The following is a 13,686-nucleotide window of genomic DNA, read 5'->3' on the forward strand; positions in this document are numbered from 1 at the left end:
TAATCCTTTCGTATAAAATTGCCACGCATGGTAACTAAGTCGTGCATGCACCACAGGCCTGCATCGGATTCAGTGTGAAAAGCCTCCCTCCTCTTTCGTTAAAGTAGTTGAGCGTAAAGCTGGGAATACATAAAATGTCACGATGCAGCAGATCAACTATTTTTATATGTGTTCATTATTCACATGTGTATGCAGGTCTCTTTAAAACATGATCTTTTTCAAAAGATGAGGTAGCCGCCAAGGGTTTTATCGAAAAAAGAAGATTTTTGTAAAATAGCTCCGAAATGTTGGGTGTTTTTTTACTTGGCGTTAACATATGTGCTATACTGAAGGGGCAAAGGAGGCGTGCCCTATGAACTTAACAGTACGAGGTCAACAGATCGAGGTTACCGACGCTTTGAAGGACTACGTTGATAAGAAATTCAGCAGACTTGAGAAGTATTTCGATGCACCCCCGACGTCTGACGGAAGTGTAACGTTAAGCACAACCAGAGATTTGCACACTGTAGAAGTAACCATTCCTTTGCCGGGGCTTGTACTCCGTGCCGAAGACGAAAGCGACGACATGTATGCGTCTATTGATGCCGTGGTAGACAAGCTTGAGCGGCAGATCCGCAAGCATAAAACCAAGCTGAACCGTAAATTCCGTCAGGAAGGCAGTTTGAAGACCCTTTTTGTTGAAGATACGGCAGGTGGCGTGGCTGTTGCTGAAGATGCAGAATTGGATGAGCTGGAAGTCGTCCGCACCAAGCGTTTCTTATTGAAACCAATGGATGTGGAAGAGGCCATTCTTCAAATGAACATGGTTGGACATAATTTCTTTGTATTTGCCAATATTGATAACGAAGAAGTCAGCGTGGTTTACAAGCGCAATGATGGTAAATACGGCCTGATCGAACGGGAATAATCTGTAAGACAGGAACTTGTCATGTTTTAAAATGAATAGAGGGTTCCTGATTGAAAGCATGCTTCATTGGAGATTGGGAAGAATGAAAATAACGACGAGCCTTATCCTTGCGAACCTGGCGGGGTAGGGCTCTTTTATATGTTTTTTTGAAAATGAAATGTAATTTTAATGCAAAAGAGCGCAACCAAATGTGTATTTCATACGTCAATTGTTTGGGTATCTTTAACCAGATGCAAATCAGGGAGCGGCTTTTGTTGCGGCATGTCCTACAAACTGTTACAATTTATGCAAAGAACATCGCACGATGGGCTGGTATAGCCGGGCCTGTCAAACATATCGGGATCAATTTCATCATGGACCCTTTCTTATTGTGAAATTGATTCTATTAATTGTTTTGCGTGAAAGGGGTAAACCATGTTAGGAATTGTAAAGAAAATTTTTGGAGATACAAACGAACGTGACGTCAAGCGTTTAATGAAGACGGTTGAGCTGATTAATAAATTAGAGCCGGATTTCGAGAAGCTATCGGATGAGGAGCTGCAAGCGAAAACGGCGGAGTTTAAAGCCCGGATTGAGCAGGGAACGACGGCGGAAGAGATTTTGCCGGAAGCTTTCGCAACCGTTCGTGAGGCTTCCAAACGGGTACTGGGCAAACGTCATTATGACGTGCAGATGCTTGGTGGTATTGCGCTGCATGAAGGTAGAATTGCCGAAATGAAAACTGGCGAGGGTAAAACACTGGTGGGAACACTGCCGGTTTATTTGAATGCACTGTTGGGTAAAGGTGTGCACGTGGTTACGGTCAATGACTATTTGGCGCAACGTGACAGCGGAGAAATGGGGCAAATCTATAACTTCCTGGGCATGTCGGTTGGGCTGAATTTGGCCGGTCTGGGTCATGGAGAAAAGCAAGCGGCATATGCCTGCGACATCACATACGGCACGAACAATGAGTTTGGATTCGATTACCTGCGTGACAACATGGTGCTTTATAAAGAACAGATGGTACAACGTCCGTTGTACTTCTGTATCATTGATGAAGTGGATTCGATTCTCGTCGATGAAGCTCGTACACCATTGATTATTTCAGGACAAGCTCAGAAATCCACGGAGTTGTATTTTGCGGCTGACCGTTTTGTGAAGAGTCTGAATGTTGAAGAAGATTACACCTTGGATATCAAGGTGAAGTCGGTTGCTTTGACCGAGAATGGTGTATCCAAAGCTGAGAATTTCTTCGGACTGGAGAACCTGTACGATCAGGAAAGTGTGACAATCAATCACCACATCGTACAGGCCTTGAAGGCTAACGCTATTATGCGTCTGGATGTGGATTATGTCGTAGCTGACGGCGAAGTTCTGATTGTCGATGAGTTCACAGGCCGTCTGATGGCCGGACGTCGCTACAGCGATGGTTTGCATCAGGCGATTGAAGCGAAGGAAAACATCGTTGTACAGAACGAGAGCATGACGCTGGCGACGATTACTTTCCAAAACTATTTCCGTATGTATCGCAAATTGGCGGGTATGACGGGTACAGCTAAAACAGAAGAAGAAGAATTCAAAAAAATATATGGTCTGGAAGTTCTCCAGATCCCTACGAACCGGGCAAATCAGCGTGTGGATATGCCTGACGTAGTATACAAGAGCGTAAAAGGTAAATTCCATGCGGTAGTGGATGAAATTGTGGAGCGCCACAAAAACAACCAGCCGATATTGGTAGGTACGATTTCTATTGAAAATTCGGAGCTTCTTTCAGAAATGCTGAAACGCAAAGGCGTCCGGCATAAAGTGCTTAACGCCAAGTATCATGCCGAGGAAGCTGAAATCATTTCCCGCGCAGGTGAAGCGGGTTCAGTAACCATTGCCACGAACATGGCAGGGCGGGGTACAGACATCGTGTTGGGTGAAGGCGTATCGGGTATTGGCGGTTTACACATCATCGGTACAGAGCGTCATGAATCACGTCGTATTGATAATCAGCTTCGTGGCCGTGCAGGACGCCAAGGTGATCCGGGGTCTACACAGTTTTACTTATCGCTGGGCGATGAGTTGATGAAGCGTTTTGGTGCGGACAACGTTCTCAATATGATGGAGCGCTTGGGCTTCGAGGAAGACCAACCAATCGAGAGTCGTATGATTACACGTGCTATCGAATCGGCGCAAAAACGCGTTGAGGGCAACAACTTTGACCAGCGTAAAGTCGTTCTTCAGTATGATGACGTGATGAATCAGCAGCGTACTATTATTTACAAACAGCGTCGTGAAGTGCTGGAATCCGAGAACATTAAAGAAGTTGTGTTCGACATGATCAAGCCTGTCATTGAGCGTGTAGTTGAAGCTCATTGCGGCGATGACATTCCTGAAAATTGGGAACTTGAAGAAGTGGCGGAATATGTGAATAACAATCTGCTTGATGAAAATGCAATCAGCCGTGATGACCTGTGGGGTAAAGAAAAAGAAGAGATCGTTGAACTGATCTTCGAGAAAGTTACCGAAAGATACCACAGACGTGAAGAGACGATTGGCGAAGACATGGTACGCGAGTTCGAGAAAGTTATCGTATTGCGTGCAGTGGATAGCAAATGGATGGATCATATCGATGCTATGGATCAGCTGCGTCAAGGTATTCACTTGCGTGCTTATGGTGGTACCGATCCATTGCGTGAATACCAGTTTGAAGGTTTTGAAATGTTCCATGCCATGATCGCCAGCATCCAGGAGGAAGTAGCGACTTACATCATGAAGGCGCAAATTGAATCCAACCAAGAGCGTCAGGCCGTTATCGACGAAGACAAAATTTCGACGAGTGGCGAACCTGCTGCTCCTAAAAAGAAATCCGCTCCTTCGCGTCCGCGAAGAAAATAACGGATTGAAGGACGGATTTAGGGAAGCATTCATTTCCTGTAATGCATATAATGGCAGGCGGCAGTTTATCCAACTGACCGTCGGCCATTTTGTGCCATACAGGGGGTCGACGCCGATGTTTTCAACCTAGCTCTTCTGTGGGAAGGTAAGGTTGAGTATTGATGATGGCCATATTGCTCCCAGTTCTTTTTAAACAATTATGATAAACAAGCAGGTCCTTGCTTGTTTATCAGTGAATTCAGCTCTTGACTCGGCTCACATACCAGAGCCGGTTATTTAAAAGCCGTTTGACTTTACGGCGGTCGGCAGCGAAGCGAAGGATTTGAATCTGGAGAAGCGTCAGCGTTCGCCTTTGCAGTGAGATGCCCACCTTTGAATGTATTATTTCAATCAAGGGCATCTCACTGCAACAGCGATCATAAGATCAAATCATTCGCGTAGCGTCTCCTCACCCAGCCGTACTCATAACATTTTTAAACCCTTAACCCATCGCCAAAAGGAGAATGACATAATGATCGATCCAAATGTAAAGCATGATTTAAGAGAAATAGGCAAGAAACTAACAAACCTTAGGGGGTCTCTTTGACTTAGATCTCAAACAGGAAATGATCGCAAACTTTGAGGAAAAGATGGCTGCGCCTGATTTTTGGGATGATAACGATAAAGCCCAAGCCGTGATCGCGGAAATGAACGCGGTTAAGTCTTCTGTAGACAGCTATGAACAGCTCCGTCAGGAATATGAGGATGCGGGGATGATGGCTGAACTGGCTGATGAGGAAGGCGACGAAACACTGGCTGGAGAAATTGAAAACAGTATCAGGTCTTTGCTAAGCAAGCTTCAGGAGTTTGAATTGCAATTGCTTTTAAATCAGCCATATGACAAGCTTAATGCTATTTTGGAGTTGCATCCGGGGGCAGGCGGAACCGAGTCGCAGGACTGGGGTCAAATGCTACTACGGATGTATACACGCTGGGCAGAAAAACGCGGCTTTAAGGTAGAAACGCTGGATTACCTTGCGGGTGATGAAGCAGGGATCAAAAGTGTAACGTTGCTGATCAAGGGCTATAATGCTTACGGCTACCTCAAAGCAGAAAAAGGCGTGCATCGTCTCGTTCGCATTTCTCCATTTGATTCTTCGGGTCGTCGGCATACGTCGTTCGTATCCTGCGATGTCGTGCCGGAAATTGCGGATGATGTGGACGTTGAAATCCGGACAGAGGATCTTAAAATTGATACCTACCGGGCCAGCGGTGCAGGCGGTCAGCATATTAATACGACCGACTCAGCAGTTCGGATTACGCATCTTCCTTCCGGCATTGTTGTAACTTGTCAAAATGAGCGCTCCCAGATCAAGAACCGTGAGCAGGCTATGACGATGCTTCGTTCCAAGCTGTACGAGCGCAAAATTGAAGAGCAACGGCAACAATTGGACGAAATCCGTGGGGAACAGTCCGATATTGCATGGGGCAGCCAAATTCGTTCTTACGTGTTCCACCCATACAGTATGGTGAAGGATCACCGTACCAGTGTAGAAACAGGCAACGTAGGGGCTGTCATGGATGGCGATCTGGACCCGTTCATCGACGGTTACCTGCGGAGTCAGATCAAGCTGGACGCAGAATAATAGCCTGTACGTTTTCCTACAGTCCCGTAGGCCAAGTGCCTGCGGACTGTAGGAATTTTTGTGTACACGGTATTTTTAAATTAAAGGAGAATACGAAAGATGTCCCAAATGAATCTCCCCGCTGCTCGACGAAGACGCCGTAAGCCTCTGATTGCCGCCAGCGGCCCCGCTCGCAATGTGATGGATATTCTGCTCATTGTGCTCGGCTCCTTCATTACGGCGCTGACCTTCAATATGTTCCTGCTTCCCAACCGAATTGCATCCGGGGGTGTGTCGGGTTTATCTATTTTGGGCGAGGACCTATTTGGTTTGGAACCAGCTTATACGCAGTGGGGAATGAATATTCCGTTATTTATAGCGGGAGTGCTGCTGTTAGGAAAGAAATACGGTTTGCGTTCCCTGCTAGGGAGTATCATGCTGCCGTTATTTGTGTACGTAACTAAGGATTGGGCAGTTCCGACAACGAATCCGCTGTTGGCTTCGCTGTATGGTGGAATTGGAGTAGGATTGGGATTGGGCACCGTGTTCCGGGGCAGAGGCTCGACGGGTGGGCTGGCTATTTTGGCGCAGATCATTCAAAAATATTCCGGCCTCAGCCTATCACTCTGCGTCATGCTCATGGATGGTACGGTCATCACACTGGCTGGTTTTGCTCTATCGCCGGAACGGGCGCTGTATGCACTGATTGGTTTGTTTGTAACGGGCAAGGTCATTGATGCGGTGGAAATGGGGTTAAGCTACTCCAAAGTGGCCTATATTATATCCAATCAGAAGGAAAAGATCACACAGGCTATTTTACAGGACTTGGATCGGGGATTGACGGAGCTGGCAGGGCGAGGCGGTTATACGAACGAAGAACGTCCTGTGCTAATGGTTGTGGTAGGCCAAAATGAGGTGACTCGTCTCAAAACGCTTGTTCGCCTAGTAGATCCGGATGCTTTTGTGATCATTAGTAATACGCGTGAAGTATTGGGTGAAGGTTTTAAGAAGGAAGGCTAAAAACAGGATGACTTGTCGGGAGGCATGGTTTTAGCTAATAAATAAGGGGAACTCCGTTTTTGCAAAACGTGGTTTCCCTTTTTGTATTTATACAGGCTCTGATAGGAACCTCGACATCAAGTGTAGCCAATGGATAATCTTAATGAATACTAATGCATGAGAAAATCATTTCAAATTTGGGTGAATAACTTTACATGAGTATGTTGTATTTATATGAATAGAGTCGTATAATAATACATATTTCATAGGAACGGAATGGAGGAAGATCTGTGAGCAGCAAGCTAAAAGTGGCAATTGTCGGTTCCACCGGATATGGCGGGGTGGAGCTCATTCGTTTTTTGGTTCATCATCCGCAGGTAGAGATTGTATCTGTTATTTCTTCGTCCAGCGCGGGTGTTCCGATCAGTGACGGGTTTCCACATCTGACGGACATTGTGGTTCAGGATTTGGACGGTGTTGATGTCCAAGAGATTGCTGCCAAGGCCGATCTGGTTTTCACAGCTACACCTTCTGGTGTCAGCACCAAGCTGGTGCCGCAGCTTCTAGATGCCGGATTGAAGGTCATCGACCTCTCCGGGGATTTCAGACTGCAAAGCGGAGAAACGTACGAAGCATGGTATAAAAAGCCTGCGGCTTCACCCGAATATCTCAAGCAAGCTGTATACGGACTCAGTGAGGTGTATGCAGAAAAGCTTGCTGGCGTCTCTTTTATTTCTAATCCGGGTTGCTACCCAACGGCTACCTTGCTGGGAATTATCCCTGCGCTGAAGGCAGGTTGGATCGACCACCGGACGCTGATTGTAGATGCCAAATCCGGGGTATCTGGCTCCGGCCGGGGAACAAGTCTCGTTTCGCATTATGCGGAGATGAACGAGAATTTTAAAGCCTACAAGATTAACAAGCACCAACATATCCCTGAGATCGAACAGGTATTGGGCGATATTGCAAGTGAGGACGTTACGATTACGTTTACGACGCAACTGGTTCCGATGACCCGAGGAATTATGAGCACGATTTATGCCACGTTAAAGGGTGAACATACAGATCAGGATCTCATCGGGCTATACCGGGATTATTATAAAGACCATCCTTTTGTCCGTGTGCGCGGTGAAGGTATATGGCCAGCAACGAAGGAAGTATTTGGCTCCAATTACTGTGATATCGGTTTTGCAGCAGATGCACGGACCGGGCGCCTTACGATTATTTCGGTCATTGATAATGTCGTGAAGGGTGCTGCCGGACAGGCGATTCAGAACTTAAACTTGATGATGGGATGGGAGGAGAACCTCGGACTGGGCTTCATACCGGTATATCCGTAAGCAGCAAGCAGCCGCAACATGGAAACGGGAAACGTAAGCGGGCGGGAATGGATTCGCAAATAGAACCGTTACTTATAGAAAGCGTTGCGGACGAGGGCACACAATTATGGGCAAATCAGGGTTTACAGTAGTAAACGGGGGGAATATCGTAACCCCGCGCGGCTTTACAGCCGGAGGATTGCACTGCGGACTTAAAAATACCGACCGCAACGATATCGGCGCGATTCGCTGTGAGGTAGAGGCGACAGCCGCTGCGGTATACACCACCAATGTATTTCAGGCTGCACCGCTCAAAGTGACTCGCGAAGGTCTCGTGGATGGTCGGCTGCAAGCGGTCGTGGTGAACAGCGGGAACGCCAATGCCTGTACTGGACAGCAAGGAGAGCAGGATGCCTACGCTATGCGCTCGGCTGCGGCTCGTGAGCTGGGTGTTGCGGAGAGCAATGTAGCCGTTGCATCAACGGGCGTGATTGGCGAGCATTTGAAAATGGACCGTGTGCTTGGCGGCATATCCGCATTACCTGGCCGTGTGAACGGGGGAAACGACGGAGCGGAGCAATTTACGCAAGCCATTTTGACGACGGACTTGGTTAAAAAGGAAGCATGCGTGTCGGTTGAAGTGGATGGTGTGACCGTACACATCGCCGGGGCGGCGAAGGGCTCAGGCATGATTCATCCGAACATGGCGACGATGCTGGCTTTTATGACCTGTGATGCTGCAATTGAGCAGACTACACTTCATCAGCTATTGAAGCAGGCAACCGATACCAGCTTTAATATGATTACGGTAGATGGCGATACGAGCACGAACGATATGCTGATCGCAATGGCAAGCGGGCTGGCGGGTAACCGTGAGCTGCACGCAGGACATCCCGATTGGACTGCTTTTGCCGAGGCGTTCACCTATATCTGCCGTGAGCTGGCGAAGGCAATTGCCCGTGATGGGGAAGGCGCTACGAAGCTGGTAGAGGTGTCCGTGAGCGGCGCGGTAAGCGATGCATCTGCTCAAGCGATAGCGAAGACAGTGATCGGGTCCAGTCTGGTGAAGTCGGCCGTTTTTGGTGCTGATGCGAACTGGGGCCGGATTATTGCCGCTGTCGGGCGGGCCGGAGAGCCGGTCAATCCAGATACGGTAGACATCCGCTTGGGTGATATTGTTGTGCTGAGCGCGTCCAGCCCAGTCGCTTTTGATGAAGATGAGGCGCTCTCCTACCTTCGGGGAGATACGGTGCGGATTATTGTGGATTTGCATCACGGAACCGGAACCGCCACAGCTTGGGGCTGTGACTTAACTTACGATTACGTGCGGATTAACGCTGCATATCGGACATAGACAACGGAATAAACACGGATGTAATTCTGGCATTATTGTAAAATGGCACGGACTGTGCAGAGGAGAAAAGGGGAGATTATATGCAATCGGCAGTGGAAAACGCGGATCAAGCCAATCATGCGGGATTGGCGCGTCGTAATTTTGTGATGAAATGCGGAGGAAGTACGCTGGCTGCGTTGCCTGATTCCTTCTTTGACGATCTGGTTCGCTTGCAGTCAGAAGGTCTTCAACCTGTTATTGTACATGGCGGCGGCCCTGCAATCTCAGACAATTTGGCGAAGCTGGGCATCGAAACGGAATTCATCAACGGATTGCGCAAAACGACCGAGCCTGTGCTGGATGTCGTGGAAATGGTGCTGGCGGGCAGCATTAACAAGCAGATTGTACGCAGGATCGGAATGCACGGAGGTCGAGCGCTCGGTTTGTCGGGCAGTGATGGCTATTTAATCGAGGCAAAACCTGTGTCGAATGCCGCAGAGGTCGGCTGGGTCGGAGAAGTAACGTCTGTTCAGGCTTCCATTATTACAGGTGTGCTGGATATGAACTATATGCCCGTTATTGCGCCTATCGGGATTGATAGATCCGGTCAGCGCTACAATATTAACGCAGATACAGCGGCGGGTGCGGTGGCATCCCATATTGGCGTTAGCCGGATGATCGTCGTTACGGATGTACCAGGCATATTGAAGAAGATCGGCGGAGAGAAGAAGGTGCTGGAATCCATCACCGTACAGGAGATTGAGGATATGATCAGTACAGGTGAAATATACGGCGGCATGATTCCTAAGGTGAGAGCCGCTATTGCCTGTATCCACGGCAAGGTGAAGGAAGTTGTCATTGTGAACGGCAGCGAACCGCAGGTATTAAGCCGTGTGCTGGGCGGAGAAGCCATTGGAACGCGCATCGTGCGCATGCAGTAATTGCAAACATATAACGAAATCCTATAGAACCAAACGAACAAAAGGAGCGTGAACATAATGAGTAAGGAACTAAATACGCTGGTGAGCATCGAAACGCCGGGTAGGGACGGAGTCGTTGTTGGAGCACAAACCGAAAAGGCAGCAGTACAGACAGACAGCTCTCTTTTTCCAACCTATGCAAGATACCCGCTTACACTGGTCAAAGGACAAGGAAGCTGGCTGTGGGATGATCAGGGCAAGCGTTATCTGGATTTCATGTCAGGCATTGCTGTTACCAATCTTGGACATGCGCCACAGGCTGTAGCTGAACGCTTGAAAAAGCAGATTGATGAACTATGGCATGTATCCAATCTGTTTCATATTCCGGGACAGGAACGGGCCGCCGCTTTGCTGACTGCCAATAGCAGCGCAGACGCCGTGTTTTTCTGCAACAGCGGAGCGGAAGCTAATGAAGCTGCGATCAAGCTGGCGCGTCGTTATCACCAGAAGGTGAAGCAGACGGGACGCTACGAGATCATTACGTTCACGCAATCCTTCCACGGACGGACGCTAGCAACCTTGACCGCTACGGGTCAGGATAAAGTAAAAGAAGGCTTTTTACCGCTTCCAGTCGGGTTCAAAAGCGTTCCGCTTCATGATCAAGCTGCGCTCGAAGCGGCGATCAGCGAGAATACGGCCGCGATCATGCTGGAAATGGTGCAGGCAGAAGGCGGAATGTATCCGGTCGAACCTGCTTTTGTAGACGTGATTACAAAGCTGTGCGATGAGCATGGATTGCTTTTGATCATTGATGAGGTACAGACGGGCATGGGACGTACAGGCAAGCTGTTTTCCTTTGAGCACTACGGCATAGAGCCGGATATCTTTACATTGGCAAAGGGCTTGGGCAGTGGTTTTTCCGTTGGCGCGATGCTGGGCAAAGGGTACTTGCGCGAAGCGTTCACAGCGGGTAGCCATGGCTCTACCTTTGGCGGTACTCCGCTTGCTATGGCAGCGGTTCAGGCCACCATTGAAACGATTATTGACGAAAAACTTCCAGAACGTGCGGCTGAGCTGGGCGAGTATTTGTTCCAAAGCTTGCAAAAGCAGCTTGGAGAGATTCCTTTTGTGAAGGATATCCGTGGAAAAGGTCTGATGGTGGGTATCGAGTGTGCTGAGCCTGTGGCGAACCTTGTTTTGGCAGGACAAAAGAAAGGCATTCTGTTCATTACCGCAGGTCCTAACGTGATTCGCCTGTTGCCTAACCTGTATGTAACGAAGGACGAAATAGATCAGGCTGTAGCACTTATTACTGAGTTGATTCAGGAGTACATTGCTTAGGTGGTTAAACTACCTAGATTAGAGTGTAAAAGGAGACGATAGCATGAGCCAGGGCGGGGCATTGCAGCAAATCAATCTAAAAGGGCGGGATTTTCTGGAGTTGGATGACTACTCGACCGAAGAAATTCAATATTTAATTGATCTCGCCATCGAAATCAAGCGCAAGCATAAAAATGGAGAAACCTATCAGCCGCTGAAGGGGAAAACGATCGGACTGATTTTTGAAAAATCCTCTACACGTACGCGGGTATCTTTTGAAGTCGGCATGTTTCAATTGGGCGGGCATGCCCTTTTTCTTAGTAAAAACGACATTCAACTAGGACGCGGTGAGCCTATTAGCGATATGGCGCAGGTGATGTCTCGCTATCTGGATGGCATTATGATCCGTACCTTCGGGCACGATAATGTTGTAGAATTGGCGCGTTATGCATCTGTTCCTGTGATCAACGGCTTGAGCGATTTGGCCCATCCGTGTCAGGTGCTGGCTGACTATCAGACCTTGTATGAGCAAAAGGGAAAGCTTAAAGGGCTTAAATTGGCCTACATCGGGGACGGCAACAATATGGCACATTCCCTGTTGATTGGTGGAGCGAAGCTTGGCGTGCATGTATCGATTGCAAGTCCTGTTGGATATGAGCCTGATCCGAGTGTTGTGGCCGCTTCCCGCGAGATTGCCAAGCAAACCGGCAGTGAGATTGTGATTACCCCAAGTCCGCAAGAAGCAGTAAAGGATGCAGATGCAATCTACACGGATGTATGGGCGAGCATGGGCTTTGAGGAGGAGCAGAAGGAGCGGGAGCTTGCTTTTGCCAACTTCCAGGTGAATGAGGAGCTGGTTAAGCTGGCGAAGCCGGATTATCTGTTCCTGCACTGTCTGCCTGCGCATCGTGGCGAAGAAGTGAGCGCAGGTGTAATAGACGGACCGAATTCAGTGATTTTTGATGAGGCTGAGAACCGTCTGCATGCCCAAAAAGCATTGATGGTTGCTTTGATGGGATAAAGAAGTTATGTTTTATCGTTAGAAAGATTGCATTTGTGGAAGATGATCTGTAGATTTAGATGCAGATGTGAATGAAAGATAGTGGCTAGAAGCATTTGGGGAGGACTTCAATCATGGCAAAAGAAAAAATCGTACTCGCATATTCCGGCGGTCTGGATACGTCGGTCATTTTGAAATGGCTTAAAGAAACCTATGACGCTGAAATTATAGCGTTTACCGCAGATATCGGACAGAAGGAAGAACTGGACGGTTTGGAGGAAAAAGCACTCGCTACTGGAGCCTCCAAAGTGTATATTGATGATCTGCGTGATGAATTCGCCAAGGATTTTATTTATCCGATGTTTCAGGCGGGTGCTTTGTATGAAGGACAATATTTACTCGGAACGAGTATTGCACGTCCATTGATCGCTAAACGGATGGTGGATATTGCGATTGCAGAGGGTGCAACAGCTATCGCTCACGGCGCAACAGGCAAAGGCAACGATCAGGTGCGCTTCGAGCTGAACGCGGCGGCGTTGACGCCGGATATCAAGGTGATCGCACCTTGGCGGCTGGAAGAGTTCCGCAATCAGTTCCCGGGCCGGGCAGAAATGATTGCCTATGCGGAGAAACATGACATTCCGGTAACCGCTTCTGCGGCCAAGCCATACTCCATGGACCGTAATCTGCTGCATATTAGTTATGAAAGCGGCGTGCTGGAGGACCCTTGGTTTGATCCGAGCGCTCCTGAAAATAAAGAAATGTTCTTGCTCAGCAATGCACCTGAGGATGCTCCTGATGAAGCGGAATATTTGGAGTTGGAGTTTGAAGCGGGAAACTGTGTTGCATTGAACGGAGAGCAGCTAAACCCGTTGCAGGTTATGGAAAAGCTGAATGAGCTGGGCGGCAAGCATGGCATTGGACGTGTGGACATGGTGGAAAACCGTTTTGTCGGCATGAAGAGCCGAGGAGTCTATGAGACGCCGGGCGGCACGATCCTATTCACAGCTCATCGCAAAATGGAGTCCATCACGATGGATCGCGAGGTCATGAATCTGCGCGACAGTCTGATTACTCGTTATGCTACGCTGGTCTACAACGGTTTCTGGTTCGCACCGGAGCGTGTGGCTTTGCAAGCACTGGTTCATGAGAGCCAAAAGAATGTCAGTGGTACCGTGCGCGTGAAGCTGTACAAAGGCAATATTATTGGCGCAGGTGTCAAAAGTCCGGTCAGCTTGTACAACCCGGATATTGCGACAATGGAAGCCGACCCGACACAAGCCTACGACCAAGGGGATGCAACTGGCTTTATCCGCTTGAATGCCTTGCGTTTGAAGGTCAATGCGGGAGTAGCCAAAAATAATAAATAAATGAGTTAACCTAAAAATGTACGGGATGCGGGCCGTCCTTGTCCAAGTG

At 48.5% G+C, this 13,686-nt stretch carries 10 protein-coding genes; all 10 read left to right on the top strand.

The genetic code is table 11. The features are described from left to right. Positions 1 to 352: 352 nt before the first annotated feature. The 10 genes from hpf (at position 353) to ACWXW9_RS15440 (ending at position 13,637) form a co-directional block, all read left to right on the top strand. Positions 353 to 907 (top strand): ribosome hibernation-promoting factor, HPF/YfiA family, encoded by a 555-nt coding sequence (gene hpf / locus ACWXW9_RS15395; RefSeq protein WP_494930110.1) that lies wholly within the window; start codon positions 353 to 355, stop codon positions 905 to 907. Between the two features lie 414 nt (positions 908 to 1,321). Beyond that, positions 1,322 to 3,772, top strand: coding sequence for a preprotein translocase subunit SecA (gene secA, locus ACWXW9_RS15400; protein WP_494930111.1), 2,451 nt, complete (start codon positions 1,322 to 1,324; stop codon positions 3,770 to 3,772). Between the two features lie 511 nt (positions 3,773 to 4,283). Then, positions 4,284 to 5,397, top strand: a protein-coding gene (gene prfB, locus ACWXW9_RS15405; protein ID WP_155985392.1) for a peptide chain release factor 2 whose coding sequence is annotated in 2 segments (ribosomal slippage) — positions 4,284 to 4,355 and positions 4,357 to 5,397 — 1,113 coding nt in all. Because the reading frame shifts where the segments join, the coding sequence is not laid out codon by codon here. Positions 5,398 to 5,496: 99 nt separating this feature from the next. Continuing rightward, positions 5,497 to 6,396, top strand: coding sequence for a YitT family protein (locus ACWXW9_RS15410; protein WP_494930112.1), 900 nt, complete (start codon positions 5,497 to 5,499; stop codon positions 6,394 to 6,396). 269 nt (positions 6,397 to 6,665) lie between these two features. Beyond that, a complete protein-coding gene (gene argC / locus ACWXW9_RS15415; RefSeq protein ID WP_494930113.1) occupies positions 6,666 to 7,715 on the top strand; it encodes an N-acetyl-gamma-glutamyl-phosphate reductase in 1,050 nt (349 codons plus the stop codon). A gap of 106 nt (positions 7,716 to 7,821) precedes the next feature. After that, complete coding sequence (argJ, locus tag ACWXW9_RS15420) at positions 7,822 to 9,048, top strand: bifunctional glutamate N-acetyltransferase/amino-acid acetyltransferase ArgJ (protein ID WP_494930114.1); 1,227 nt, start codon at positions 7,822 to 7,824, stop codon at positions 9,046 to 9,048. An 80-nt stretch (positions 9,049 to 9,128) separates the two neighbouring features. Beyond that, positions 9,129 to 9,968: an acetylglutamate kinase gene (gene argB / locus ACWXW9_RS15425; RefSeq protein WP_192512791.1), complete on the top strand. Its 840-nt coding sequence runs from the start codon at positions 9,129 to 9,131 to the stop codon at positions 9,966 to 9,968. 57 nt (positions 9,969 to 10,025) lie between these two features. Then, positions 10,026 to 11,288 carry an acetylornithine transaminase gene (gene argD, locus ACWXW9_RS15430; RefSeq protein ID WP_494930115.1) on the top strand — a complete coding sequence of 421 codons (1,263 nt, stop codon included), beginning with the start codon at positions 10,026 to 10,028 and terminating at the stop codon, positions 11,286 to 11,288. 43 nt (positions 11,289 to 11,331) lie between these two features. Next, positions 11,332 to 12,288, top strand: a complete 957-nt coding sequence (gene argF, locus ACWXW9_RS15435; protein WP_494930116.1) for an ornithine carbamoyltransferase — start codon at positions 11,332 to 11,334, stop codon at positions 12,286 to 12,288. Positions 12,289 to 12,401: 113 nt separating this feature from the next. Beyond that, on the top strand, positions 12,402 to 13,637 hold the full coding sequence (locus ACWXW9_RS15440) for an argininosuccinate synthase (protein WP_044646925.1): 1,236 nt from the start codon (positions 12,402 to 12,404) through the stop codon (positions 13,635 to 13,637). Positions 13,638 to 13,686 lie beyond the last annotated feature (49 nt).

It is taken from the genome of Paenibacillus sp. LT-B23, from assembly GCF_059417685.1.